This is a genomic window from Sorangium sp. So ce693 (assembly GCF_051521375.1).
Taxonomy (GTDB): domain Bacteria; phylum Myxococcota_A; class Polyangia; order Polyangiales; family Polyangiaceae; genus Sorangium; species Sorangium atrum.
Genome location: NZ_CP150347.1, coordinates 4,479,235 through 4,505,678, shown reverse-complemented (window position 1 = coordinate 4,505,678; position 26,444 = coordinate 4,479,235). Strand labels below are relative to the sequence as shown.

The window sequence follows — 26,444 nt, the reverse complement described above, 5'->3', positions numbered from 1 at the left end:
GCGGGCATGTCACATTCCCGCGCGTGCAGAAGACGCGCGTCTACCTGTCGCCGGGCATGTTCGGCTTCGCGACCCTCGCCTCCCTCGAGTATTTCGAGCACTTCATCCGCGCGATCGAGGAGCGGTTCCGCGATCGCGGCCGGATCGTCGAGATCCACGTCTGCGAGGTCCACCCGACGGCCTCCATCCTCCGCCGGGCGGCGAAGCTCGCCCGCCTCGTCGACGAGAGCGCCGGAGACGATGACGGCCCTATCCACATCGTAGGCCACTCGACCGGAGGCCTGGACGCCCGCCTCGTCGCTTCGCCGACGGCGCGGCTCCCCGGGAACGCTCATCGCCGGCTCGGCTGGACGAGCCGGCTGCGGTCCGTCACCACCATCAACACGCCTCATTTCGGCACCCCGCTCGCCGCCTTCTTCGCCACGGTGAGCGGCCAGCGCCTGCTCTACGCCGTCACCGCGCTGACGGTGGCCGGCCTCAAGCTCGGCGCGCCTCCGCTCGCGGCCGCGTCGGCGCTGGTCGCCGCCTTCGGCCGGGCGCAGCTCGGCTTCTTCGAGATCGAGCTCATCGATCGCGCGGTCGAGAGCTTCATCCGCGTGCTCGACGACGCGTCGAGCCGCGAGCTGCGCGCCTGGCTGAAGCTCTTGCGCGACGACCAGGGCGCCATCGTCCAGCTCATGCCCGAGGCGATGGATCTGCTCCACGCCGGCCTCGAGGACCGCGCGGGCTTGCGGTACCAGAGCGTCGCGACGTACGCGCCACGCAACGCCGTCCGTGACTGGGTATCGGCGCTCCGGTCGCCGTGGGGGGCGATGTCGGCTGCCATCTTCACCGCGCTGTCGAACATCACCGCCCGCCTGAACGAGCACTACCCTTGCCGCTCCCATGACGGCTCGATCGAGCAGAAGCTCGCGCGCGTGCTCGGCGAGCTGCCGCCGCCGGACGCCAACGACGGCGTGGTCCCGCTCGCCTCGCAGGTCTGGGGGGAGCTCATCTGGGCCGGCAAGGCCGACCACCTGGACATCGTCGGCCATTTTCCGGGCAAGGGCGGGCACATCGACTGGCTGGCGAGCGGAGCCCGCTTCAATCGCCTGCGCTTCGACGCGGTGCTCGACCGCATCGTGACCGGGATGGTGGCCGGCGAGCAGGGCGGCCTGGCAGAGCACGCGGCGGCGCCGCCGCGCCCGCTCGCTGACGCGCGCGCGTCGGAGCGCGGCGTGGACCTCGAGCAGACCAGCGCCTCGACGAGCGCGCGCGGCGAGCCCGCCGCGTGAGCCGCGGCGGCGCGGCGCGCGCGCTCGCTCAGATCACGGCGGAGCTCGTCGAGTGCCGGCGCTGCCCGCGGCTCGTCGCGTGGCGCGAGGACGTCGCGCGAGAGAAGCGGCGCGCTTACCGGGACCAGACCTACTGGGGCCGCCCTGTGCCGGGCTTCGGCGATCCGGACGCGCCGCTCGTGATCGTCGGGCTCGCCCCGGCGGCGCATGGCGGGAACCGCACCGGTCGCATGTTCACGGGCGATCGATCGGGCGACTTTCTGTACGCGGCGCTCTATCGAGCGGGGCTCGCCTCGCAGCCGACGAGCACCTCGCGCGACGATGGGCTCTCGCTTCGGGGCGTGTTCATCACCGCCCCCTGCCATTGCGCCCCCCCGGACAACAAGCCCACGATCGCCGAGCTCGCGGCGTGTCGTGGGTGGATCGACCGAGAGCTCGCGGCGCTGCATCGGGCGCGCGTCTACCTCGCGCTCGGCAAGATCGGCTATGACGCCGTCGGCGCGCTCGCCCGGGCACACCGCGCGTCCGCGGGGGATCGCGCGGAAGCTCACCCACGCCTGCCACCGTTCGCGCACGGCGTGGAGGCGTCGATCCCCGATCCGCGCGGCGGCGCCGCGGCGGCGCGGCTCTTCGGCAGCTATCACGTCAGCCAGCAGAACACGCAGACGGGGCGGCTCACCGGCGACATGTTCGACGAGGTCCTACGCCGCGCGGTGAGCGCAGCAGGGCTTCGCGCCCCGGAGCGATCCGGACGTTAGCTCTGGTTCGACAGGAGCTTCTGCAGATCGCCCGACTGGAACATCTCCATCAGGATGTCGGAGCCGCCGACGAACTTCCCGTCCACATAGACCTGCGGGATCGTCGGCCACTGCGAGTAGTCCTTGATCCCCTGGCGCAGCGAGGGATCGGACAGCACGTTGACGTCCTTGAAGTCCACGCCGCACTTTTTCAGGATGTCGACGGCCCGCGCCGAGAACCCGCATTGCGGGAAGGTCTTGGTGCCCTTCATGAAGAGGACGACGCGGTTGCTCTCGACGGTATCCTTGATTGCCTGGTGGATGTCGCTCATGGCTCGTTCCTGATCTCCCGCCGCGAGCGGGATCGCCCATTGTTCAATCTACACAGAAGCGGCGCGTGACCGCCGGGCCGCACGCCGTGGCGTCCGGCGGGGCTCGCGACGGGACCGCACTTGGCTCGCCAAGCGGACCACGTGACCGCCCCGCCCCGCGCGCGGTTGTGAACGGGGTTTCTGGTGTCGCCCTCCGCCCGCGTCAACTGGGCTGGAGCGCCGCAGGGGTCTCATGGAGGGCCGCAGGGACCAGTGTATCCTCGGGCGGGTGCGGCGACGGCTAGGTGCGTCTTCGCGAGGGGCGCAGGTCGGTGGGCCGCGCCGACCGGGCTCAGCGCATCCACCGAGGGGGCTCGACGGCCGCGGCCGCGCAGGGGCACGGCGGGCGATCGATACGGCGCGCGCCCGCCCGCGGACACCGAAACGTCGAATGCTGGTCGACAACGTGCTCCAGGACCTGTGTACCCAGGCCGCGGCGACGCCGCGCTTTCGGCCCGCTGGACGCGCCTCGTGCCGCCCGCACCGCGCCTGCACCGCAGCGTCTGGCCTCGCGCTGCCAAGTCGTTGTAGAACACGCCCCCACCTCGGCCGTCTCACCGACCGTGACCAGCGGCGGTGAGCCGCCGCGGGTGCGGCGAGCGTCCCATTGTCGCGGCCTCACCCGCACAACCCTGAAGGAGCCTCGTATGCGCTTGCACGTCCTCATCCCAGCGGCCCTGCTCGGCCTCGCGCCCCTCGCCTGCGGCGGCAGCGACCCGGAGCCGAACAACCCGTCGCAGATGCAGAACCAGTACGGGGCGTCAACCCAGTACCCGCCCGGACAATACCCGCCTGGCCAGTACGGTCAGCCCGCCCAGCCTGGCCAGTACGGCCAACCCACCCAGCAGCCGGGCCAGTACACGCCGCCTGCCACCACGACCCCCACCCCGACGCAGACGCCGACCGCGACGGGCACGAGCACCGGCCAGGCGACCCCGATCGCGCCTGCCGCGGTCAGCGCAGCGACCCCGATCCTCACCGCCATGGCGGCCTCCGAGGTCCAGGGCATGCAGCCGGAAGGCGGCGCGTTTGCCGGGCAGTTCCAGGACGGCCAGACGCTCGAGCAGCCGTTCAATATCCAGCCGGGCAAGTGTTATTCGGTGATCGGCGTGGGCCTCGGCGTCCAGGAGCTCAACCTGCAGATCGTCGCCCAGCCCGCGCCGATGCTGCCGCCCGTGGTGCTCTCTCAGGACAACACCACCGGACCGAACGCCACGCTCGGCGGCAAAGGCACTTGCTTCAAGAATCCGCTCCCCGTCGGCGGCCCCGCGAAGGCCATCATGACCGTCCGCGGCAGCGGCCTCGCCGTCGCCCAGATCTACGTGAAGTAGTCGCGTCCCTGCGGTCCGGCGCCGTCTGCCTCATGCCTCGAGGCGCGGCGCCACCGCTCGCACAGCGGGACGTCCGCTGCCCTGCGGTCGTCCGCTGCCGCCACGTGGCCCTGGCACCACCGCCTCGCGGCACGGCTCGCGACGTCACCCCTGTGTGAACCCGCTCGCCCCAAGCTCTGCTCGGCAGGGTCGGTGGTCGATGGACATGGCTCACCCGGAAGGACGTCGTACGTTTCGCCCTCCGCTGTTCGCCGGGGGAGATGCAAGGTACACTCCAAGCGTGAGCTTGCCTTGGAAGTACTCGGCTCCCTGGATCGCCATCGTCGGACTGGCGTCCTGCTCTTTTCGTATGGCCGAGGGGTCGGTGGATGGCCCCGATACGCCCGGGGACGCCGGTCAACCCACCGTCTTGGCGTTCGAGGAGGAAGGTACGCTCCAGCTCGTGCCAGGGGAGCTGCGCACGGTCTGGGTCACGGGACAACCGCCCGCGCCCTACGAGGTGAGCTTCACCCTCCTCGGCGAAGCTGCGGGTGCATGGGTCGACCGCACGACGGCCGTCGCGGACGAAAATGGCAGGGCCTCGGTTCAGCTCCACGCGTCGACTCTGGGGAGCACGTTTCGGCTGCGCGCCGCGACGAAGAAGGGGCCATCCGCCGAGCTCGGTGTTTCGGTGAGCGCGGAGGGTTTCGGCACGCTCCGCGTCATCCCGGTCTACGACGGAACGCGGGTCGCGAAGGGCTGGACGGCGAGCGTCGTCGCGGAGGCCACCTGCGAGGAGATCGCGGCTGCTGCGCCCGAAGCACCCGTGGGCGCGCTCGTGGCGCACGGCGGTCCAGGCGAGCCGGTGGTCGTCAAGGGCGCGCCTGTAGGGCCGAGCCTTACCGTCGCTCTGCACAGCGGTCGGATCATGTGGGGTTGCGTGGGCGAACGAGAGCTGCAGGCCGGGTCGGCGCGCGACGTCTGGGTCCCGATCAAGGACCTGCCGATCGATATGGCGGCGACGCGCCTCGACACGAAGCTGACCCTCGTGACGGCTGAGGGGCTGACCGCGATGCTCGAAGCAGCGACCGAGCAGCTGCTCGACGCGTTCTTGCCTGCCGGCGCGGAAGCCGCGTCCCTGCTCGACGCGATGCAGCGCGCCGCGCCGCCGGCCCAGGCGACCGCGTTTGCCGCGCAGCGCATCGAGGGTGACTGGGACGCGGCGGCACAGGCGCACCTCGCCGCCCTCCCAGTCCCCCTGCGCAACAGGTGTCGTGGATGGGCCCATGCCGGGCTCGCGGCTACGCCGCTCGCGCTCGATGGCCAGCTGAGCGGCGCGGGAGACATGCAGGGACGCGCGCTCTTCGAGGCGAGCTGGCTCGGCAGCGTGACCGCTGACAACGCGGGCGTACCATCGGAACATTTCATGTCGTGGACGGCGGATCCCGGCGACGTGCTCCGGCTCGCGGGGACGCTGACGTGGTCGCCGACCCGATACATCGGCGGAGTGACCGGGCTCGGGGTCGCAGCGGAGGCGGATGCGGAGTCCGTCCCTGCAGCGCTCGCCGCTGCGGCAGAGTGCCAGGCGCTCGGCGAGCTGCTCGGCGGCTACTCCGACTGCTCCAGCGACTGCATGGCGATGCTGTGCGCTGGCGGGCTCAAGCTCCTGTGGCGCGCTGGCACCGAGGCATCGGAGAAGGCAGGGATGATCGGCGAGATCGTCGTGAACGCTTCAGGCCCTGCGCAGCTCGACAGCTCCGCCACGCCGATCGCATGGACGGCCGACTGGCTCGGGGCCATCCGCTACGGGCAAGGCGAGGAGGTCGGCGTCGAAGGACGGGTGAACGCCGTTTCGCCGGACGCCATCACCCACTAGCGGATCATCTGGCGGCGTCCTTCGGCTCGCAGCGCAACCGCCACCTCCGGCCCGTCGCGCGCTCGGTCGCAGCGAGCGGGATCGCGCCGGCGCCGACGTCGCTCTGCTTCTCGGGCGCCTTCGAGAAGGCGCCCTGCAGCCTCACCGCCATCGCCTCGACGCACGCGCTGCCTGGATCGAGGCGAAGCCTGAACTCGGCGCCGTCGACGGAGGGAGAGCTGCCGACGACATCGAAGCTCGGCGAGCCCTCCAGGCTCGTGTCGAGGAGCCAGCCGTCCTGCCCCGGAGTACACCGCTCGAGCCGTGTATCCGCGAGGTCCTTGCGGCCGAGCGGCACCGCCTCGCCGAGCGCGCCGGTCTCGCGGTCGATCGGGAGCACGTGCCAGGAGCCGGCGCGCACGCCAGGGTCGGGAGCCGCCGAGATGAGCAGGCCGACACCGCCGCCCAGCGCACGCCGGACCAGGCGCGGAGGATCCACGCCGTAGCCGGCGCGGCCAGGCCGATAGTAGGTCGCCAGCTGCCGCGCGATCCCGAGGTCGGCGCGCCACAGCGCCACGACGTCATACGAGCCGCCGGGCGTCACGAAGAACCACGTCTCGCCGAGCCGCACGGCGCCGTTCGGAAACGGCCGGAGGAAATTGCCGGCGCGGCCGGCGCTGTCGCGCAACGGAAGGATCGGCAGCCCTTCAGAGGCTGCGAACAGGCTGCATCCGGCGCCGCGACACACGTGGGTCAGCGCGGCCCGTCCGCCAGGGTCGAGGTACGCGCCCCAGGACGCCGCCCCCTGGCTCACCACCCCGAGCGCCTCGGCGGCCGACGCCTCATCCGACCAAGGCGAGGCGCTCACGCCGCTGGAGCGCACCCCGCCATCCGGGTCGAAGCGATCGTCGAAACGGAGGAGCCAGCGCCCGGCGCGCGCCCAGTCTGCGCCTCGCTTGCCCCATGCGTAGGCGCGCATCGTCACGATGTCGTACGGAGCCCCGTTGTCGAGGCCGATCTCGTCCGCCCCGCGCTTGGGCGGCGGAGTGTTGCGGAAAGGAGCCCACGGCGACGTCGGTGTCTCCGTCGACGCCGAGCGCGTGACCGACGAGGCCGGGCGCGCTCCCTCGGTGCGCGCGGACGGCGCGGCGGAAGGCTTGTCCGGCAGCGGTGGCGTCGAGGAGCCGAGGGCCTCGCAGCGCATCGCGATCGGGCTCCCCGCGCGGAGCGGCATCTGAAGCACAGGCGGCGGCTTCGCCTCGGCGAGATCGTCCGGCATCGCCGCCTTGCCCCAGCCGACCCGGATCCACCCCCTGAAGACGCAGCCGACGGGGCCGCACGCGCGCGTCCTCGACGCCGCGGTGTCGTCGTCCCGCTCCGGCAGATCGAGCGCGCGCCAGGTCATCCCGCCGTCCGTCGACTCGGCGGCGCGCTCGCCTTCTCCGAGGGAGAACGCGAACCGCCCTGACAACAGCGCGCCCGTGCCGTCCTGGCGCGGCGCGCCGGCGGTCACCTTCCCGCTCTTCGCGTCGATCCGAACGCCCACGATCGGACCGCCTGCCTCTACCCAGCCGCCGATGACGCCGGGCTCACGCTCCTCGAACCCTTCGATCCACATACCGCGCTGCAGATCGCGCGCGGTGCTGCGCGGCTTGCCCGGGAGGATCAGCGGGACGGTCGTGACGTCGCTCCCCTTGAGCAGCGTGAGCTGCCCCGATGCGTCCAGGCGAGGCGGCGAGAGGACGGCGATGCGGCCGTCGGACAGCGCGACGACGCGCTCGATGCCGGCGTCTCGCGCGGGCGCGCGGACGTGGATCTCGCGGGTGCGCCCGTCGGCGGCGACGACGCAGTACGCACGCCCGGCGCGCACCGCGCTGTCTTCGCTGCAGGAGCCGCGGATCACCAGCGCACCGTTGCCGCTCGCGACAACGAAGCGGGGCTCGTCGAAGCGCATCAGCCGGCGCATGCCGAGCGGCGGCTGGAAGGCGTACAGGGTCGTCGGCCCCTCGCGCTCGCCGCACACGAACCCGAACGACGCCCCCGCGCGGATCGCATGGCAGGCCGCCTCTCGCTCCGGATAGGCGTCGGGCGCGACGTCGATGACCGCCCCGTCGCGCAGCGAGACGCGCGCCAGGGCGCCGCCGCGAGCCACCACCGCGGTCGTGCTCGAGTCGGGCCACCCGTCCTCGACCGCCGCGCGGAGCGGGCGCCTCCCGAGAGGCCCCTGGGCGCGCGCCGGCGGCTCGTGCACGTCGTCGGAGACCTCCAGCGCGCGGTACGTGACGCCGCCGCGCGCATCGACCGCGTAGAGCCCGCTCGCGGTCATCACGGCAGGATCGCCGCCGACGACGGCGACGGAGGTCGGCCGCGCGTCGATCTCCACCTCACGCCAGGTGGCCCCTGCGTCGAACGTGACGAGCAAGCCGCGCAGATCGGCCTCGACCACGGCGCGCCAGCCGTCGGCGAACGCGATCTGGCCGTACGAGCTCGCCGGTGGGAGCGGGCCGAGCGGCATCGCCGCGCCCGTCTGCGCGTCGATCGCGAGGAGCCGGTGGCTGTGCGAGAGCCGAGCGTAGAGGCGATCGAACCCCGCGAGGATCTCGTTCGCCTCCGACGGCAGCTGGACGAGCGGCTCGAGCGGGGCGAGCCACGCCTGAGCCCGCCAGAGCTGCGCGCTGCCGCGGTTCGAGGAGTAGAACAGGTAACCGCCGCCCAGGCGCGTCGGCAGCTTGAGCGAGGTGACCTGACCCGACGGCAACAGGTCGGCGGCGCGCTCGAGCGATCCATCGTCGTGCGCGACGACGCGCATGCGATCGATGAGCACCCGCTTGGCCCCCGCCTCGCTGGCCACCACGCCGCGCTCTCCGACGAGGTCGGGGAGCAGTCGCGATGGAGTGACCATGGTCACGAGCGCGCCCTGCGAGGCTCGCCCGCCCGGAGCCTGGCGCGACGCCTGCCCAGCGGCGCTGCGATCGCTCGACGCCTGTCCTCCGGATGGCGTCATCGCCGCCCGTCCACCGCACCCTGCCGCGCTCGCGCAGAGGAGCAGCGCCATCGCGGAGCGCCGCGCCGCGCCCGGCATCCACCGAGGCATCGGCGCGCGCAGCCGCCCGTCGGGCTCACTCATGACGGACGATGCTAGCGCGGCGGTCCGGGCGCCGCACCGTCCTTGCGGGCGCCCGCTCGAAGGTTCAGCCGCGGCGCGCGTCGCGCGTGTCTGCAGCGTCTGGCTCATGCCGCTCGCGCATCGCAGAGCCAGCGCCGGAGCAGCCGCCGCGCGCGCGGCTCCGGCGACGAGGATCTCCGCTCACCGATCGGACGACGGCCGGTGCGCGTTCACTTGCCCTTTGCGGAGCACTGCATCGCGCACATCAGATCGCCGGCCGCGCACCCGCAGCCGCCGCGCTTCGCGGGGGCCGGAGCGGCCGGCGCCGGGGCGGCGGCAGCAGGCGTCTGCTTGCCTGCGGTGCTGCCGCCGGTGCTCGGTCGCGTCGACGGCCTCGTGCTCGGGCGCGCCCCTGCTGCCGTCGGCGTGGCGCTCGGCGCAGCGCTCGCGACCGGCTCTGCCGTCGCGGTCGCCGACGCCGTCGCCGACGCGGTGGGCGCCGGCTCCGGCTCGGGGGGCGCCGTCGTCGCCGGCGCGGCGGCCGTGGGCGGCGTCGTCTCCACCGCAGCGGGAACCGGCGTGCTGCCGCCGCCCTTCATCAGGAAGAAGACGCCTGCGATCGCGATGCCCGCGATCGCGATGCCCGCGCCGATGATCAAGGGGGCGCGGTTCTTGGAAGGGGCCTCGCCGACGTTCGGCGGCGCGACCGACGGCGCTCGCGCCGTGGTCACGATCGGCGCGCTGAGCTGGAACAGGCCGCCATCGTTGGCGACGATGCTCGCGACAGGCGACGGCGCTCGGACGCCGGCTCCCGATGCGAGGGCCTTCAGGTCGATGAGGCCGGAGTCCTCCGAGGCGCTGACGGCCGCCCGCGCCGGGGCAGGAGCGGCGGCCTTCGCCGTGAGGGCGCTCAGCGAGAACAGCATCGAGTTCTCGTCGCGCTGGCCAGGCGCGGCGCCGCTCTTGAAGAGCGGTGCGCTCGTCGCCACGTCGTCGGAGCTGGGCCGGTGCGCCTCGACGCCCGGGCTCCCGCCGAAGAGATCCTGCGTCGGGCGCGCCGGATCGCGACGCACCGCCGCTGCCCGAGGAGCGGCCGCCGCGACCGACTCGACTCCCGGGGAGGTCTGCCCGAGGGCCGCTCCCCCGCTGGGCACGGACGTCGACTGCACCGGCGCCTCCTGCGCGGCCGCCGAGGCAGGAGCGCTGCCTGCGTGCAGGGCCGCGACGATCGAGTCGATCTGGCCGAGCGGCTGCCAGTCGGCCATGCCGTCCGCCCAGACGTACGTCTCGGCGTTGATCACCCCCGACTGGTAGCTCGTGACGATCTCGGCCAGCGCCATCGAGCGCTGATCGCCGTCCGCCACGTTGACCAGGTACGTCGTCCCATCATTCGGAACGCTCGTGCCGGACACCGGATCGGCGAGCCCGCCGTTCGTCGTCACGCCCGAGCTGTTCACGAGGATCGTGGCGCCGCATTTGCGGCACTTGATCTTGACGGTTCTGCCTTGGACCTTCTCGTCCGAGACGGTGTACTTCGACTGACAGGACTGGCAGGTGATCTTCATTGGGGGCTGGCCCGCTGGGGTGTAGTGCCGGCGAGGCGTCGCGTAGAGTTTACCTTGATACCGCGCCGGTGGCCCGCTCTCTGACGTGCCAGTCGCGCGTCTGATCTCGCAGCTCCGCTTTACGATAGCCGAGGTCGTCGTCCCTTCGTAAAGCACAAAGGGACGGACCGCCGACGGGACCGTTGTCGGGGTGCGGCGCAGCAGCGCGCAGGTCGGGTCCCGGAGTGCGACCAGCCGCCTCGCGGCGCGGCTCATGGGCCCATCCGCGCTGGGAGGCGGCTCACACTCGGCGCGCCCGCGCGACCCGTGATTGCTGCGGTACTGCGAACCTGCGGTGTGGCGGTGTGAGCTCGCGGCGCGGCGCGGCGTGCGTTCGCGGCGCGGAGCGGCAAGGATGCCCGTCAGGCGTCGCCGCGCGCGGAGCCGAGCTCTTCCAGGGCGGGCTCGTCGGTGACGACCGGCACGTCGTCGACCGGGTCCTGCGGCTCGGCGCTCTCGCTGTGCCCCTGGGCCTCGTGGCTCCCCACGTGCTCCCCGTACGCCTGCAGCTTCGAGTACAGGCCGCGGCGGCTGATCCCGAGCACGCGGGCGGCGCGCTGTTTGTTGCCGCGCACCGCCTCGAGGGTCAGCAGGATGAGCTTGCGCTCCGCATCCGCCAGGCGCGTCCCGACAGGAAGGCGCAGCACGAGCGGGTGCTCCGCCGCTTCGCCGGCGTCCCGCGACGGCTCGGCCTCGTGCGTGCCCGTCTCCCCCGGCCTCCGCGGCATCGAGGCAGGGCCGATGGAGGACGGCACGGGCTGCGCGCCGACGTGCGACGGCACGGGCTCGGACGGGACCACCAGGTCGGCGGCATGAACGATCGGCACGGAGAGCGGCTCGGCCGGCTCGGCAGGGGCGACCGGCGCCGCCACCCTCGCCGACGGGATGCTGTCATAGGAACGCCGGCCCGCGCGCCGCTCGATCCGGCCCTGGCCGAGCTGGACGTCGTTGGCCGACACCAGCTCGTTCGAGGCGAAGAGCGCCGTCTGCTCGATGACGTTGCGCAGCTCGCGGACGTTGCCGGGCCAGTCGTGCTCGGCCAGCCGCTCGACGGCGGCGTCCGAGAGGCGGCGGGCCGGGGTGCCGTAGCGCTTGGCGAACTTCAGCAGGAAGCGCTCGGCGATGGGCAGGACGTCCTCCCTGCGCTCGCGTAGCGGAGGCAGCGTCACCGTGAACACGTTGAGCCGGTAGTAGAGGTCCTCGCGGAAGACGCAGTCGTCGACGAGGTCGAGCAGGTCCTTGTTCGTGGCGGCGACGACGCGGACGTCGGCCTCGATCTCCTTGCGCCCGCCGACGCGCGTGAACCTGTACGTCTCGAGCACGCGGAGGAGGCTGACCTGCACGGCCGCGTCCATCGTGCCTACCTCGTCGAGGAAGACGGTGCCGCCAGCCGCCGCCTCGAACTTGCCCTCCGCGGCCGCGAACGCGCCGGTGAACGAGCCCTTCTCGTGGCCGAAGAGCTCGCTGCCGATGAGCTCGCGCGGGATCGCGCCCGTGTGGACCGGCACGAACGGTCCCGCGCGGCGGCGGCTCCGGTTGTGAATGGCGCGCGCGACGAGCTCCTTGCCCGTGCCGCTCTCGCCGACGATGAGCACGGGGGCCATCGTCGCGGCGACGCGATCGATGCGGGTGAAGACCTCCCGCATCCGCGGCGAGCCGCCGATCATCCCCTCGAACACGAGCTGCCCATGGAGGGGATCGTCGTCGTCGAACTCGGTCGGCGGCGACGAGAGGAGCTCACGCACGAGCAGCACGAGGCGCGCCGGATCGAGCGGCTTCTGGAGGTAGTCGGCCGCTCCCAGCTTGAGCGCGTCGACGGCGCTCGTGATCGACGCCGCGCCGGTGACCATGACCACGTGGGGCGGCGGCGCCTTCGGCTCGGGCCCCTCGAGCTCGCCGGGCGAGAGCCGGCGCATCAGATCGACCCCCGTCATGCCCGGCAGGTTGAGATCCGTGACGAGCACGTCAGCCGGCGTCCGCTGGTGGATCTCGAGCGCTTGCTCGCCGCTCGACGCCACGACGACGTCGAGCCCTTCGTGGCGCAGTACCGCCTCGAGGATGGCCGCCTGGTCGGGCTCGTCTTCGACGAGGAGCACGCGGCCGTGATGGCTGTGGCTCCGATGCGGCGAGCGCGCTTGTCCGCGCGGAATTGCAGCTGAAACTGCGTTCGGTCCCAAAGCTTCCCTCCCAGCTCGGCGGACGGACGGCTCGGCCCCGTGCGAGTTGAAACGTGCCGTTAAACTTGTACCTCGCGGGGGCCTCGTATCAACTCGGGAGTTGCCTCCTTCTCGGGTGCAAAGCCCCCCTCACATACCGTCCGCGACATGCCGTGCCTGCCCGACGGATGCGGCGCCCCTGGCTCACTGACTCCTGTGGTGACACGCCGCCGCGCGCCTCACCAGCGCTCGATGATGCCGCATGCGATCCGATCGGCCAGCGCCATGCACGTAAGCATCGGATTCACTGCGGGACTTCCAGGAAAGACGCTCGTGTCAGCGACGTACACATTGTCCAGATCGTGGCAGCGCCCCTCCTCATCGACCACCCCGTCCCGCGGGCGCCTCGACATCCGCGCCGTGCCGAAGGCGTGATTCGCCGCGGTGATCGTGTCTCGTCCGTCGAGCCGTTTGCTCTTCAGGATCTCGGCTTCTTTCGGCGACCTCAGCTCGTCGGGCACCCCGTGCAGCCCGGGCAGGATCGACGAGGCCCCCGCCGCCCAGCAGATGTCGGACAGGATGCCGAGACCGCGCTGGATCTTCTCGACGTCGCGCGGTGCGTAGTCGAATCGCACATCAGGGTCCCAGCTGCCTCGCTTCGGACGCACCGTCCCGCGCGACTGCTCGGCAGCAATGATGACGTCGAACGGCGCCATCCGGTTGTATGTCCGGAGGTGACGCTGGTAGTCGTGCCCGAAGCCGGGGAATCGCGCGGCGAGCACCGCCGGAGGCGACCAGAGGACCTCCAGCTTGATCCCTTGCTCGATGAAGTGGAGCGAATGATAGCCCTGGGTCGCGCCCTCCCATGGATCGATGGGCTCGGGGAACACCGCCATGATGGCGAGCCCCGGGTGGAGCTGCAGCTCGTTGCCCACGTAGCCGCTCGAGCCGGCGGCGCCGCTGCGGAGCAGGATGAGCGGGGTCGCCATGCAGCCGGCCGCCAGCACGACGAGCTCCGCCCTTATCTCGACGGACGCCCCCTCGCGCCACGTGAAGGGCTCGATCGTGCGCCCGCGCATCCCGGCGGCGCGCCTGCCGGAGAGGAGCAGGTGCTCGGCGCGCACGCTGGTGAAGACGCGCGCGCCCGCCCGGATCGCGGCGGGGACGTACGAGACGTCGGTCGACATCTTTGCGCGGTTGCGACACCCCGTGAAGCACTCGCCCGAGCCGCGGCAGCCGCGCACGTTGCGGTGGGTCGGCTCGCTCGACAGCCCCAGCGCATCGCAGCCGCGCTTGAAGCGCAGGTTGCGCTCGCCCTGCACTTCCATCGGCGTGGGCGAGACGCCGAGCAGGCGCTCGACGCGATCGTAGTGGGGCAGCAGCGCGTCCAGGGTGAGCGAGGCCGTGCCGGTCCGCTCTGCCCACTTGTCGAACACCCAGGCGGGCGAGCGCGCGCAGATGGCCGAGTTGACGACCGAGCCGCCCCCGAGCGCGATCGCCTGCATGGTCGGGATGAGCATGCGCCCGCGGGCGGCGCGCATCCCGCCCTCGCGCAGCGTGCGCGAGAGCGACTCGCCCGCCTCCTGGCGGAAATCCTCCACCCCGAACGGCGGCCCCTCCTCGACGAGGATCACGTCGCGCCCCGCCTCGGCGAGCTCCTTGGCGACGACCGCGCCGCCCGGACCCGAGCCGACGACGAGCACCTCGCACGACGCCCGCACCTCGCCCTCGTAGTCGGCGAACACCTTCACCTGGGTGCGCGGCTCGCCGGGCGCGAGCGGCTCCACAGCGCCCCGCGATCGGAGCGTGGCCTCGGAGAGCGAGCGCCGCTCGCCGCGCTCGCGGCTCACGGCGCGAGGCGGCTCCGGGAAGACGGGGAGCTTCATGCCGTCACCCCCGGCACGAGCGACGGGGGCGCCGCGGCGGCGGGCTCACCCGCCGCTCTCCCGGCGGCGCGGCGCTCGAAGGGCGTGGCGCAGCAGGCGACGCCGATCGCGCCGGCGACCTTCTCGTTCGCGAGATAGCCCATGGAGAGCATCGTCCGCAGCGAGAGGAACGTCACCCGCCGGAGATAGATGCAGCTCTGCGCCATCGACGCGAGCACCGCGATGCGATCGGCCTGCGGGAGACGCGTGAAGCGGGCGCGGCGCGGCCCGAAGACCCACGGCGAGAGCTCGACGAAGTGGAACAGCAGCCGCATGTAGGGCCGGAGAGGCCGCGGCGTGCGCGCGACGTAGCGGTCCATGTACTCGACCAGCCCGGCCTCCGTGCCGGAGACCGGGATTGGACCCCCGGCCGGGAACAGGGCGTCAGCGCAGGCCGCCACGATGGCCCGCTCCTTCACGGACAGCGCGGAAGAGGGAGCAGCGGGAGCCGACGCCCTGCGCGCGAGCAAGACGGCGGCGAGGGCGAGCGCCACCAGGGCGACGACGGGACCGATCACGGGCAGGTGCGCAACGAGCTCGCTCATCACTCGACTCCTTCCTTGTCAGCACGGGAAGCCGTCGCCGTGGCTGCCTCGACAGCGTAGTCCTACAGTCGGAGTGCGCAATTTCGTTCGCACTGCGTCGGGATGTGCGCACACCATCCTGTCCCGATTTACGCGGCTCGACGTTGTGGCTGTGACAATCGCGGTATGGTCGGCGCCCGATGAGCGACGAGCCCGTGACCACAGGGGAGAGGAGCGAGGAGGTGGGATACGACGAGTCCCTCGAAGGCGAGGAGCCGTCGGGAGCGGAGCGCCACGCCTCGCCGGCGCGCGATCTTCGAAGCTGGCTCGCTGGCGCTCCCCTCCCCGCTTCGCTGGAGCTCACGCTCGGGCTGCTCGCGCCGATGGTGATCACGATCGCGGCTGCGCTCCGCGTCGCGAGCTTCACGATCGACGACGCATACATCTCGTTCCGGTACGCGGAGAACCTCGCGAACGGAAATGGGCTCGTTTACAACGTGGGCGAGCGCGTCGAGGGCTACACGAACTTCCTCTGGACGGTGCTCCTCGCCGCGGCGGTGAAGCTCGGCGCGGCGCCGGCGGCGGCGTCGAAGGTGCTCGGCGCCGCCTGCGCTGCAGGTGCGCTCGTCCCGACGTACCTCCTCTCCCGGCGGCTGCGTCCGTTCTCGAACGTGCCCTGCCTCGCGACGTGGCTGCTCGCGATGAGCGTCCTCTTCTCCGGCTACGCGGTGTTCGGGCTGGAGACGCCGCTGTTCCTCCTGCTCACGCTCGCGGGGACCGAGCTCTTCTTCCGTGAAGAGGACGCCGCCAGCGACGACGGCGGCGCTCGATCCGCGCTCGTCTTCTCCTCATTCCCCTGGTTCCCCTTGTCCGGCGCTGTGTTCGCGCTCGCCGCGCTCACCCGCCCCGAGGCGCCGCTGTTCCTCGGTCTGCTCGTCGTCTGGCACTCGGAGCAGGCGCTCTCGCGCCGGAGCGCGCTGCGCCTCATCGCGTTCGCGCTCCCGGTCGCCGCGCACCTCGTGTGGCGGCACAGCTACTACGGCGCATGGCTCCCGAACACGCTCGCCGCGAAGACGGGCGACTTCGCGCTGCAGATCCAGGGCGGGGGCGACTACGTCCGCAAGTACGCGCAGCACGCCGGCGCCTTCCTGTGGCTCGGGCTCCTGTCGGTCGCCTCGTCCATCGTCCACCGGCGCCGGAGCGGCCTCGCGATCGCGTCGATCGCGCTGCTCTTCGGCGTGTACGTCGTCGCGGTGGGCGGCGACTGGATGCCTTACTTCCGGTTCCTCGCGCCGGCAGAGCCGTTCGCGTTCCTGCTCGCCGACGACGCGGTCCGCGCGATCGCAGCGCGCCGCGAGCGCGTGGCGTCGATCGCGATCGCAGCGTTCGGCGCGATCACGATCGCGACCCGCGCCGGCGAGCTCGTGCGGGCCCAGCGGAACCTCCTCGTCAACGACAAGGGCTTCTGGGACGACGCGGCAGGGCGCTCCGCGGAGTGGCTCGCCCAGAACGCGGAGCCTGGGCCCATCGCGCTGGCCGACATCGGCTACGTCGGTTACCGCACGGGCTTCCCGGTCGTCGACATGCTCGGGCTGCTCAGCCCCGAGGTCTCCCGCCTGCCGGGCGGGTACACGCACAAGGTCGGGGCCGGCTACACCGACGCGATCTTCGCGAAGAACCCGCGTTACTTCTTGGTCATCTCCTCCGGGATCGACTGCAAGAACCCGACGGTGCCCTCCTCCCGCGCCTCGTACGACGACCCCAGGTTCAAGGCCGACTACAGGCTCCTCCAGGCCATCGCCCTCCGGAAGGGCGGCGCCTGGTGCATCTACGGGAAGACGTCGTATCCCTGACGAGCGCTCCGACGAAGCGCGCGCGTCGCCGGAGCGTGCGCCTCGTCTCGCGCTTCGCCTCGCGGCCCCTTCGCCCCGCGCCTCATGTCCGCGCGCCTGTCCCGGCCGGCGCTGCTCCTCGCTCCGCTTCCGCGTCGGCCGCGCGGGCCGCCCAGAACGCGCGCACGTCCTCGATGCGGTCGGTCCGGCGCGCGTCGGGCAAGCTGTCGAGCAGCACGCGGCCGTAGCCGCGCGTGCGGATCCTGCGGTCCAGGATCGCGACGATGCCGCGATCGGTGCGCGCGCGGATCAGCCGACCGAAGCCCTGCTTCAAGGTGATCGCGGCCTGCGGCACGCTGTAGGCGATGAACGGGTTGCCGCCGTTCTGCTCGATCGCCGTGCACCGGGCCGCGACGACGGGATCGGTCGGCACGGCGAACGGGAGCTTCTCGATGATCACGAGGCGCAGCGCCTCGCCGGGGACGTCCACCCCTTCCCAGAAGCTCATCGTCGCGACGAGCACCGCGTGCCGCTCTGCGCGGAAGCGGCGCAGCAGCGCGCCCTTCGGCGCGTCCCCCTGCACGAGCAGCGGAGCCTGCCGCCCCGGAGCGATCCCGTCCGCCCGGGCGACCGCCGAGGCGCGCGCGAACCGGACGCGGAGGGCCGCGGCGAGCGCGTTCATCGCGCGGATCGACGTGCAGAGGAGGAACGCGCCGCCGCCCGTGATGCCGATGAGCTCGGCCGCGCGATCGGCGGCGCGCTCGACGAACGCAGCGTCGGTCGCCTCGGGGAGATCGCGCGGCGTGTAGAGCAGCGCGGCGGTCGGGTAGTCGAAGGGCGACGGGACCTCGAGCTCGTCGACAGGGACCGACACGTCCTCGTCGAGGCCCATGCGCGAGCGGAGGAAGCGGAACTTCGCCCCGGCGGAGCCGCTCGTCGTCAGCGTGGCGCTCGTCAGCACCACGGCGCCGATCCGCTCGAAGACGTGCTCGCGCAGCATGTCCCCGAGATCGACCGGCGACGCGCCGAACGAGACGGCGCGGCCGCGCACCTCGACCCACGTGACCTGGTTCGTCGCGGGGTCGACGATGCGCGCCGCGTCGTCCCGCAGCTGCGCGGCGCGGTTGCCGACGAGCTGCACCGCCTCGCTGATCGCGTTCGCGCTCGCGTACGCCGCGAGCGCCTCGAGGTGGTCGTCGAGGCGGTGGTACGCGTCGAGCAGCTCGCCGGACCAGGCGTCCCTGGCGAGCGGGCTCCGGGCCTCGCCGCGATCCCCGCCACCGGCGGCGGCGCCGCCCAGCGAGGCGAGCCGATCGAAGAGCGCGTCCGCGGACTCGCGCACGACGGCCGTGATCGCCGTCCCCTCGCCCCGCCCGAGGATGCGATCGGCGAGGCCCGACGCGATGAAGGCCCGGTCCGCGTCGCGCAGCATCGAGTCGACCCGCGCGCGCGAGACGCGGACGCCGAAGAAGCCCGTCGCGATGTCCTCGAGCTGGTGCGCCTCGTCGAAGATGACCGCATCGTACGGCGGGAGCGCGCCGGCGCCGGCGAAGCCGCGGCGCGCTCCGGCGATCTTCAGCGCGAGGTCCGCGAAGAAGAGGTGGTGGTTGACGACGAGGAGGCGCGCCGCCTCGCTGTCGCGCTTCATCCGCGTGACGAAGCACCGCTCGAAGTGCTCGCACGAGGCGCCGAGGCGCGTCTCGCTGGACGACGCGACCTCTCGCCAGAGCGGATCCCCCTCGGCGAGGTGGGCGAGCTCCGCGACGTCGCCCATCTCGGTCTCCTGCGCCCACGCCTCGATCAGCGGCAGCGAGCGCCCCGCGATCCCGGCGCCCGCGCCGGGGCTCGTCCGGAGCTCGCTGAAGCGCCGCAGGCACAGGTAGTTGCCGAGCCCCTTCACGAGCGCCGCGCGCGGATCCAGCCGGAGGTGCTCGGCCACGAGCGGCAGGTCCTTCGTGTAGATCTGGTCCTCGAGCGCCTTCGTCGCGGTCGAGACGACGACCTTGCGACCGCTCAGGATCGCGGGCACCAGGTAGGCGAGCGTCTTGCCCGTCCCGGTGCCCGCCTCGCAAAGGAGGATGCGGTCCTCCGCGAGCGCCCGCTCGACGGCGCTCGCCATCGCCACCTGCCCCTCTCGGTCCTCGTACCCGTCCAGGCCACGCGCGAACGGGCCAGAGGGCCCGAGCAGGCTCGCGGCTCGATCGAAGGGCATCGCGTACCGCTCAGCGCGGCAGGGCGGTCTTCTCCAGCGAGAGGGCGAACCCCACCTCGCTGACGGCGAGCTCGAGCGACGCCACGCGCTTCTCGAAGTGGACCTCGCACCACGTATCGAGCGTCCGCTCGGCGTCGCCGGGGTCGCGGACGTGGCGGAGGGCGGCCTCGGCCTCGGTGTAGCCATGCGCCACGGCGGACTCGGCCATCCCGCGCGCCCGCTCGAAGAGTTGCTCGTCCGCCGCCCCCGGGAAATCGTTGCGCTGGGCGCGCACGATGAACCCGACCCGCAGCGGCTCGGCGCCCACGACGATCCCCGAGTCCATGAGGAGGTTCTCCCGCACCCGCTCCGCGACCTGCACGGCGTCGCCCCGGGTGCGGTAGACCTCGAATCCGGCCTGGAGCAGGGCCTTCTTTATCTCCGCGGGTGTCGGCATCTTCCGCTGGTTTCCGGCTACCCCCAGCTGTCAGCAGGAACATCCATCGCAAAATTGCGGGTGCCTCGTCAAGCCGACAGCGCCGACCACGTGTGGCGCTCTGGAACGCCGGCGCGCTCGTGTGTGCTCAGGAGCTCGATCGCGGCGACCTCGAGGGGCCGCCTTCCAGGCTCCCCAGGCCGTTAATGCCCTCTCGATCCTCCAGACCATCCAGGAAACACACCCCGACGATCGACCCATCGGGCTCGTCTTGCACCCACATTATCCTACCTGGACGCGGGCTCCTGCCGTCGAGCCAGACCGTTAGTTCCGTACCAGGGTCGAGTGAATTTTCTATCACTACCCTGAGCCCACCGACGCTCACGTTCAGCGTCCAGCCGGCGACGGCGCGCTCGCCGGTCTCCAGGCGTACCCGCTCGCTCAGCTCGCGGCGGGGGCTCCTGCGACGGTTGGCCAGGAGCTCAGGGGGAATCTGGAGGGACGGGGGTGTGAGGGTTCTGCGTCGAATCACGAAAGAAAATTACAAGCACACGCCGTACCCGGGGACAGAAATGTGGGCTCCGGTCGATATTCAGCGTGGACGGGAGAGCTGGGTCCTGCATGGCGCACGAGGACGCGCCCCACCAGCGGTCGCTCAGTGCGCGTCTGCGTGGTCGGGCTGGTGGCCGGAGCCGTCGCTCGGCTCCTCGAAGACGGAGACGGGCTCGAGCAGGGACAGCTGCTCGCGCTTGATGCCTACGCCCTTGTCGGAGAAGAAGAGGTCGTTCTCCTGAAGCCGCGAACGCACACGGGCGATGAACAGGATAGGCATGCCCGCCTGCGTGTAACCGAGCTGCACCAGCGTGCCCTTCGGCCAGTTGCCGCCGTCGAACGCGAGCTCCTTGCGAAGCGTGTAGAACCCTTCGGCGGGGAGGCGCTGCAGGGAGTCCGCCCACGTCGTGCCCCGGAACGCGACCGCAGGACCGTGGAAGTGCCAGCGGTTGTGAACGTTGTGGTCGGGCGTCGTGACCGTCGGCAGACCGTTGTCCGAGTGGTTGTGGAAGGAAACGAGGGTGCCAGCAGGCACCTTGTCCTCGTGTCCGGGGAGCGGCTTTGTCGTCAGGTAGAGGCCGCAATCGGGGAGCTGTGACTTCGAGCTTGCCATGGCATGAGCCCCTAGCCCCGCTCCCGACCGCCGTAAAGACACGCCGTCGACGCCGTGCTATGCCGCGCCAGGCCAAGGCGGGAGGCCGCTCGAAGAGCGAGCGGCGCACGCCCCGGGAGCGAGCCCTTCGTGAACAGACTGAGCCAAATCTTCGGCGCTGCCATCATCATCGCGATCGCCGTCGTCTTCATCGTCCAGTTCCGCCCGAGCACGGGCCCCGTGCAGTCGGCCGGGAGGACCTGTGCCGTCGAGGTCCGAGGCAGCTGCATCTCCTCGACCGACTTCAACGCGTCCAAGAACCTGCTCGCGATGCGGAGCGTCGACGAAAACCGCCTCCGGGCGATGGGTTACCGGCGGCTCACGGCGGAGGGGCTCTACGAGCGGTGGCTCCTCAATGAGGACGCGAAGCGCCTCGGGATCACCGTCTCGGACGACGAGCTCACGAACGAGCTCGTGTCTGGCAGGGTCCATGTCTCGCTCCCGGCAGACAAGATCCGCCAGGTCGGTTACGCCCTCAGCCTCCGGGAAGACCTCACTCGCTACCTGGACGTCCGCAACCGGCAAACGAAGAAATTCGACAACAAGCAGTACGAGAAGCAAATCCGGAACATCACGAAGATGAGCCCCACCGACTTCCGCGATTACCAGCGGAAGGAGCTCATCGCCGCCCGGATGCGCGACCTCATCCGGGCGCGGGTCCGGGTCGGCGAGAATGAGGCGTTCGAGCAGTTCTCGCGCGAGAAATCCACCAGGACGCTCGCCTACGTGCGCTTTGACCGGCGCTTCTACAGCGATCTCATCGTGGACACGTCGGACAAGGCGATCCAGGCCTGGGCCGACACCAACAAGGAAGAGCTCGACAAGGCCTGGGAGGGGCGGAAGGCGCAGTATCAGCCCGAGTGCCGCGTCGCCCGAGAGCTCGTTGTCGAGGTGAAGCCCGAGGAGGCCGAGCAGGGGCCGGAGGCGGGCAAGGCGGCCGCGAAGGCGCGGATCGAGGGCGCGGTCCAGCGCCTCAAGAAGGGCGAGAGCTTCGCCGACGTGGCCCGCACCGCGAGCGACGGGCCGAGCGCGGCGCGCGGCGGCGAGCTCGGATGCGTGGCCAAGGGCCGCCTGAGCAAGCCTGTCGAGGACAAGCTCTTCGAGATGAAGGCGGGCGACGTGTCGGACCTCATCGAGACCGAGGACGGCTTCCACGTGATCAAGCTCGAGCAGATCGCGAAGGACGCCGAGGCCGAGAAGATCGGCCGGCAGGAGGCGGCGCGCGACCTCTACATCGCCCACGAGTCGGAGCGGCTCGCGGCCGAGGCCGCGAAGCAGGTGCTCGCCGCCGCCGCGGGCGGCAAGTCGCTGGAGGACGCGCTCGCCGCGTACATGGCCCAGCTCACGCCGGCGAAGCCGAAGGAGAAAGCGAGCGAGAAGGCGGGCGCCGCGGCGCCGGGCGCGAAGGCGGGCGGCGAGCCCGCCGCGGCGAAGCAGGACGGGAACAAGGAGGCGGGCGCGAAGGAGGGTGGCCAGGCCGAGGCCGGGGATGCGCGGGCCCCCTACACGATCGCGAACCACCCGAACCGGCCCACCGTCGAGACCAGCCTGCCGTTCAACGTCTCCGGCTCGCCCATCGCGGACGCGAAGGACAGCACCGAGGCCGCGCGCATCGCCTTCCAGCTCGACAAGCCGGGCGATCTGCCCAAGGACGTCGTGGCGCTGGCGAACGGTTATGCCGTGATCCAGCTGAAGGAGAAGACCTCCGCGAGCCAGGAGCAGTGGGACAAGGACCGCGAGTTCTACACGTCGGCCATGCGCGCCGCGAAGCAGAACGACGCGCTCATCGGGTACGTGCGCCGGCTGAAGTCGACGATCGGCAGCGAGGTGAAGTACGACCAGAACCTCCTGAAGGAGTCCAAGCCTGCCGAGGATGGCTCCGGCGAGCCGCCGCTGCCGCTCGAAGACGAGGGGGAATGACGTCGCTCCCGCTGCGTGACGCGCGCGACGTCGTCCTCCCGAACGGCCTCAAGGTCGTCCTCGTCCCGCAACCGCACGTCCACCGGGCGGTCGCCTCGCTGTACCTGCGCGTCGGCTCACGGTTCGAGAGCCAGCAGAACAACGGAATCTCGCACTTCCTGGAGCACATGGTGTTCCGGGGGACGTCGACGCTGCCGTCCGCGCACGCGCAGGCGCTCGCCTTCGAGCGCCTCGGAGGGACGCTCTACGCGGCGACCCACGTCGACCACGGCGTGATGAGCATCTCCGTGCCGCCGACGAACCTGGAGCCGGTGCTCGCCCTGCTCGGCGAGGTGACCACGTCGCCCCGCTTCACCGCGATCGAGGTCGAGCGCGGCATCGTGCGCGAGGAGATCCTCGAGGACCTCGACGACGAGGGGCGCGACATCGACGCGGACAACAACGCGCGCGCGCTCATGTACGAGCGGCACCCGCTCGGGTTCACCATCACGGGCGACATCGCGGCGCTCGATCGGTTCGACGAGCCGATGCTGCGCGCCCACCACGCCCGGCACTACACGACGGCGAACGCGGTGCTCTGCCTGGCGGGTCGGCTCGATCCCGAGGCGTGCGCGCGGGCCGCCGAGCGGCACTTCGGCGCCATGCCGCGCGGCGAGCAGGTGCCCGCCGCGCCGCCGCCCAACGGGCAGAAGAAGCCGAGGTTCCGCTTCATCGAGAACCAGTCGAGCCAGACCGATCTGCGGATCGCGTTCCGGGGCGTGAGCGAGCGCGATCCGCGCGAGCCCGCCGTGGAGATGCTGCTCCGCGTCCTCGACGACGGCATGTCGACGCGGCTGTACGAGCGGATCTGCGATCGGCTGGGCCTCTGCTACGACGTGTCGGGGATGTTCGAGGCCTACGAGGACGACGGGGTCGTCGACATCGCCGCGGGCGTCCAGCACGACCGCGCGACCGTGGTGGTCCGGGAGATCTTCGCGTTGCTCCGCGAGCTCGCCGAGGTCGGCCCGCGCGAGGACGAGCTCGCCAAGGCGCGGGACCGCCACCTCTGGTCGGTGGAGGCGATGCTCGACGACGTCGAGGCGACCGCCGGCTTCCATGGGCTGGCCGCGCTCGCCGACATCACGCGCACCCCGGAGGCGCGGCACGAGGAGCTCGCGCGCGTCAGCGTCGCCGACGTGCGCGACGCCGCGCGCGCGCTGTTCAGGCCGGAGCGCCTGACCGTGGTGGCCGTGGGCCTGCTCCGCTCCTCGGAAGAGGCGAAGCTGGAGAAGGCCGTCCGCTCGTTCGGTTGACCCAGCGCGAGCCAAGAGCCGCGACGCACCACGACAGCAGCGATCGCCGAGGAAGCGGAGGGAGCCCCGGTAAGGGGACGGCCGCTGAAGGGCGCCCCCGTGCGCATGGCTGGCCCCTGCTACTCGCTGCACGGGATCCTACCCCGGCGCGCGAGCCGTGGTGTCCGGGCATACGTGTCAGCGGGGCTTTCGAGGGGAACCGAGCGCGTTCAGAGCCTTGAATAAACTATTTGCATCTATGCGCATCAACACATATGTATGAGGCATGGTCTCGGTCGTGGAGACGCCGGCTCAACCGGAGGAGGCGGTCGCGCGGTGCGAGCTGTACCGGCTGCTGGCGGATCCGGTGCGGGTGCGGCTCCTCGGCCTGGCCGCGGCGGAGGAGCTCGCCGTCGGAGAGCTGGCCGAGCTGCTCCGCGAGGGTCAGCCGAAGATCTCCCGCCACGCGGCCGCGCTCCGCGAGGCGGGGATCCTGCTCGCCCGGCGCCAGGGGACGTGGACGCTGCTTCGCCTGGACCCGCGCGCGACGACCGATCCCGTGGTCGACGACGCCGTGCGCGCGGGCCAGCGCGCGTGCGCGGCGGACGGGACGCTCGCGCGCATCGAGGAGGTGCTGGCCGCGCGCGACGCCGAGACGCGCGAGTTCTTCGCGCGCGGCGGGCGGCCGTTGCGCCCGGGGCCGCCGTCCGAGCTCGCCGCCTACCTCGCGGCGCTCGCGCCGCTCCTGCCCCACAGGCGGCTGGCGGTCGACGCGGGCACCGGCGACGGGGCGCTCCTCGAGGTGTTATCGCCCGTCTTCGATCGCGTCGTCGCGCTCGATCGCGCGAGCGCCCAGCTGCAGCTCGCCGGGGAGCGCCTGCGGAGGCGCAGCCTCGAGAACGTCGAGCTGGTGTGCGGCGAGATCGACGGGCCCGAGGTGATCCAGGCCGTGGCGCGCGCGCTCGGCGGCGATCCTCCGGAGGCCGACCAGGCCCTCTCCGGGGGCGCCGACGTGGTCTTCGCGGCGCGCGTGCTGCACCACGCGCCTCAGCCGGCGAAGGCGATGCGCGCGCTCGTCGAGCTCGCGCGCCCGGCCGCGCCCGGCCGCGGCGACGGCGCGAACGCCCGCGGTGGCGCGGTGTGCGTGCTCGATTACGAGGCGCACCATGATCAGGCCCTTCGAGAGCAGGAGGCGGACATCTGGCTCGGCTTCTCGCCGGGCGACCTCCGGGGTCTCGCCGAGGAGGCCGGGCTCTCCAGTGTCGAGCTCCGGCGGCTGCCGTCCGCATGGCAGGGCGAAGGCCCGGATCGACACCTGGTTTGGCAGCTGCTCGTCGGCTGGCGCGGCGCGCGCACAAGCGCATTCACGGAAAAGGCAAAGGGACACCATGACTGCTGAGAAGAAGCTCTCCTACAAGGTCGCCGACATCACGCTCGCGGACTGGGGTCGCAAGGAGATCCGCATCGCCGAGAAGGAGATGCCCGGGCTGATGGCGCTGAGGGCGGAGTACGGCTCGACGCAGCCGCTCAAGGGCGCGCGCGTCGCCGGCTGCCTCCACATGACGATCCAGACGGCGGTGCTGATCGAGACGCTGGTGGCCCTCGGCGCGGAGGTCACGTGGACGAGCTGCAACATCTACTCGACGCAGGACCACGCGGCGGCGGCGATCGCGGCGGCCGGCATCCCGGTCTTCGCGTGGAAGGGCGAGACCCTCGAGGAGTACGACTGGTGCATCGAGCAGCAGCTCTACGCCTTCAAGGGCGGCAAGGGGCCCAACATGATCCTCGATGACGGCGGCGATCTCACGATCGTCGCCCACGAGAAGCACCCGGAGCTCTTCACGGGCGCCGATCCCATCCGCGGGCTCTCCGAGGAGACGACGACCGGCGTGCACCGGCTCTACGAGATGCACCGCGCGGGCAAGCTGAAGGTGCCCGCGATCAACGTCAACGACTCGGTGACCAAGAGCAAGTTCGACAACCTCTACGGTTGCCGCGAGTCGCTGGGCGACGGGATCAAGCGGGCCACCGACGTGATGTTCGCCGGCAAGGTCGCCGTCGTGTGCGGCTACGGCGACGTCGGCAAGGGGTGCGCGCAGTCGCTGCGCGGCCTGGGGGCGCGCGTGATCATCACCGAGATCGACCCGATCTGCGCGCTGCAGGCGGCGATGGAGGGCTACGAGGTGAAGCGCCTCGAGACCGTCGCCCCGATCGCCGACATCTTCGTGACGGCGACGGGCTGCGAGGACGTCGTCCGGGCGGAGCACATGATCGCGATGAAGGACGAGGCGATCCTCTGCAACATCGGGCACTTCGACTCCGAGATCCAGATCGCGTGGCTCGAGAAGAACCCCGAGATCAAGGAGGAGAACATCAAGCCGCAGGTCGACCACTTCATCTTCCCGGACGGCAAGCGGCTGATCGTCCTCGCGCGCGGCCGGCTCGTGAACCTCGGTTGCGCCACCGGCCACCCGTCGTTCGTGATGTCGACCTCGTTCTCCAACCAGGTCCTCGCGCAGATCGCCCTGTGGACCGAGAAGCACACGATCGGCGTCCACCTGCTGCCGAAGAAGCTCGACGAGAAGGTCGCGGCGCTGCACCTGCCGAAGCTCGGGGTCGAGCTGACCCAGCTCACGACGGAGCAGGCGAAGTACCTGGGCGTCCCCGCCGAGGGCCCCTTCAAGGCCGAGAACTACCGCTACTGAGCGGCGGGCTTTCGGCGCCTCCG

The 26,444-nt window shown here is 71.6% G+C and carries 19 protein-coding genes; 9 read left to right on the top strand and 10 right to left on the bottom strand.

From position 1 onward, the window contains the following. Positions 1 to 23 precede the first annotated feature (23 nt). Together WMF14_RS17050 and WMF14_RS17045 are read left to right on the top strand one after the other, a co-directional pair. Positions 24 to 1,274, top strand: a complete 1,251-nt coding sequence (locus WMF14_RS17050; protein WP_437802202.1) for an esterase/lipase family protein — start codon at positions 24 to 26, stop codon at positions 1,272 to 1,274. Beyond that, positions 1,271 to 2,032 carry a uracil-DNA glycosylase gene (locus tag WMF14_RS17045; protein WP_437802200.1) on the top strand — a complete coding sequence of 254 codons (762 nt, stop codon included), beginning with the start codon at positions 1,271 to 1,273 and terminating at the stop codon, positions 2,030 to 2,032. The genes WMF14_RS17050 and WMF14_RS17045 overlap by 4 nt, the downstream gene beginning before the upstream one ends. Here the strand turns inward: WMF14_RS17045 and grxD are convergent. Then, positions 2,029 to 2,343: a Grx4 family monothiol glutaredoxin gene (gene grxD, locus WMF14_RS17040; protein WP_272098198.1), complete on the bottom strand. Its 315-nt coding sequence runs from the start codon at positions 2,341 to 2,343 to the stop codon at positions 2,029 to 2,031. The genes WMF14_RS17045 and grxD overlap by 4 nt on opposite strands. Positions 2,344 to 3,029: 686 nt before the next feature. On the opposite strand from grxD, the gene WMF14_RS17035 reads away from it, so the two are divergent. Both WMF14_RS17035 and WMF14_RS17030 read left to right on the top strand, forming a co-directional pair. Continuing rightward, positions 3,030 to 3,713 (top strand): hypothetical protein, encoded by a 684-nt coding sequence (locus WMF14_RS17035; protein WP_272098197.1) that lies wholly within the window; start codon positions 3,030 to 3,032, stop codon positions 3,711 to 3,713. Between the two features lie 280 nt (positions 3,714 to 3,993). Further along, positions 3,994 to 5,568: a hypothetical protein gene (locus WMF14_RS17030; protein ID WP_437802197.1), complete on the top strand. Its 1,575-nt coding sequence runs from the start codon at positions 3,994 to 3,996 to the stop codon at positions 5,566 to 5,568. 4 nt (positions 5,569 to 5,572) lie between these two features. Here the strand turns inward: WMF14_RS17030 and WMF14_RS17025 are convergent, their stop codons facing one another. The 5 genes from WMF14_RS17025 to WMF14_RS17005 form a co-directional block, all read right to left on the bottom strand. Then, entirely contained in the window at positions 5,573 to 8,674 is a 3,102-nt protein-coding gene (locus WMF14_RS17025) for a hypothetical protein (protein ID WP_437802195.1), read from the bottom strand. 209 nt (positions 8,675 to 8,883) lie between these two features. Beyond that, on the bottom strand, positions 8,884 to 10,218 hold the full coding sequence (locus WMF14_RS17020; RefSeq protein ID WP_437802193.1) for a zinc-ribbon domain-containing protein: 1,335 nt from the start codon (positions 10,216 to 10,218) through the stop codon (positions 8,884 to 8,886). 401 nt (positions 10,219 to 10,619) lie between these two features. After that, complete coding sequence (locus WMF14_RS17015; RefSeq protein ID WP_437802192.1) at positions 10,620 to 12,353, bottom strand: sigma-54-dependent transcriptional regulator; 1,734 nt, start codon at positions 12,351 to 12,353, stop codon at positions 10,620 to 10,622. Positions 12,354 to 12,652: 299 nt separating this feature from the next. Then, positions 12,653 to 14,299, bottom strand: coding sequence for a GMC family oxidoreductase N-terminal domain-containing protein (locus tag WMF14_RS17010; protein ID WP_437802190.1), 1,647 nt, complete (start codon positions 14,297 to 14,299; stop codon positions 12,653 to 12,655). Next, positions 14,296 to 14,883 (bottom strand): gluconate 2-dehydrogenase subunit 3 family protein, encoded by a 588-nt coding sequence (locus tag WMF14_RS17005; protein WP_437802188.1) that lies wholly within the window; start codon positions 14,881 to 14,883, stop codon positions 14,296 to 14,298. The genes WMF14_RS17010 and WMF14_RS17005 overlap by 4 nt, the downstream gene beginning before the upstream one ends. Before the next feature lie 179 nt (positions 14,884 to 15,062). On the opposite strand from WMF14_RS17005, the gene WMF14_RS17000 reads away from it, so the two are divergent. Continuing rightward, entirely contained in the window at positions 15,063 to 16,715 is a 1,653-nt protein-coding gene (locus WMF14_RS17000; RefSeq protein ID WP_437802187.1) for a hypothetical protein, read from the top strand. A gap of 82 nt (positions 16,716 to 16,797) precedes the next feature. On the opposite strand, the gene WMF14_RS16995 is transcribed toward WMF14_RS17000, so the two are convergent. From WMF14_RS16995 to WMF14_RS16980, 4 genes are all read right to left on the bottom strand, one after another. After that, the gene (locus WMF14_RS16995) at positions 16,798 to 18,906 is read right to left on the bottom strand and encodes an ATP-dependent DNA helicase (protein WP_437802185.1); all 2,109 of its coding nucleotides are present in this window, start codon (positions 18,904 to 18,906) and stop codon (positions 16,798 to 16,800) included. Positions 18,907 to 18,916: 10 nt separating this feature from the next. Continuing rightward, complete coding sequence (locus WMF14_RS16990) at positions 18,917 to 19,342, bottom strand: hypothetical protein (protein WP_437802183.1); 426 nt, start codon at positions 19,340 to 19,342, stop codon at positions 18,917 to 18,919. A gap of 127 nt (positions 19,343 to 19,469) precedes the next feature. Beyond that, complete coding sequence (locus tag WMF14_RS16985) at positions 19,470 to 19,853, bottom strand: PilZ domain-containing protein (RefSeq protein WP_437802181.1); 384 nt, start codon at positions 19,851 to 19,853, stop codon at positions 19,470 to 19,472. Between the two features lie 123 nt (positions 19,854 to 19,976). Next, positions 19,977 to 20,486, bottom strand: coding sequence for a hypothetical protein (locus WMF14_RS16980; RefSeq protein WP_272098187.1), 510 nt, complete (start codon positions 20,484 to 20,486; stop codon positions 19,977 to 19,979). A 129-nt stretch (positions 20,487 to 20,615) separates the two neighbouring features. Between WMF14_RS16980 and WMF14_RS16975 the strand changes: the two genes are divergently transcribed. From WMF14_RS16975 to ahcY, 4 genes are all read left to right on the top strand, one after another. Beyond that, entirely contained in the window at positions 20,616 to 22,445 is a 1,830-nt protein-coding gene (locus WMF14_RS16975) for a peptidylprolyl isomerase (RefSeq protein ID WP_437802179.1), read from the top strand. Next, positions 22,442 to 23,737, top strand: a complete 1,296-nt coding sequence (locus WMF14_RS16970) for a M16 family metallopeptidase (protein WP_272098185.1) — start codon at positions 22,442 to 22,444, stop codon at positions 23,735 to 23,737. The genes WMF14_RS16975 and WMF14_RS16970 overlap by 4 nt, the downstream gene beginning before the upstream one ends. A 265-nt stretch (positions 23,738 to 24,002) precedes the next feature. Continuing rightward, complete coding sequence (locus WMF14_RS16965; RefSeq protein ID WP_437802177.1) at positions 24,003 to 25,115, top strand: ArsR/SmtB family transcription factor; 1,113 nt, start codon at positions 24,003 to 24,005, stop codon at positions 25,113 to 25,115. Continuing rightward, complete coding sequence (ahcY, locus tag WMF14_RS16960; protein ID WP_437802175.1) at positions 25,105 to 26,421, top strand: adenosylhomocysteinase; 1,317 nt, start codon at positions 25,105 to 25,107, stop codon at positions 26,419 to 26,421. Before WMF14_RS16965 ends, ahcY begins: the two co-directional genes overlap by 11 nt. Positions 26,422 to 26,444: the final 23 nt, after the last annotated feature.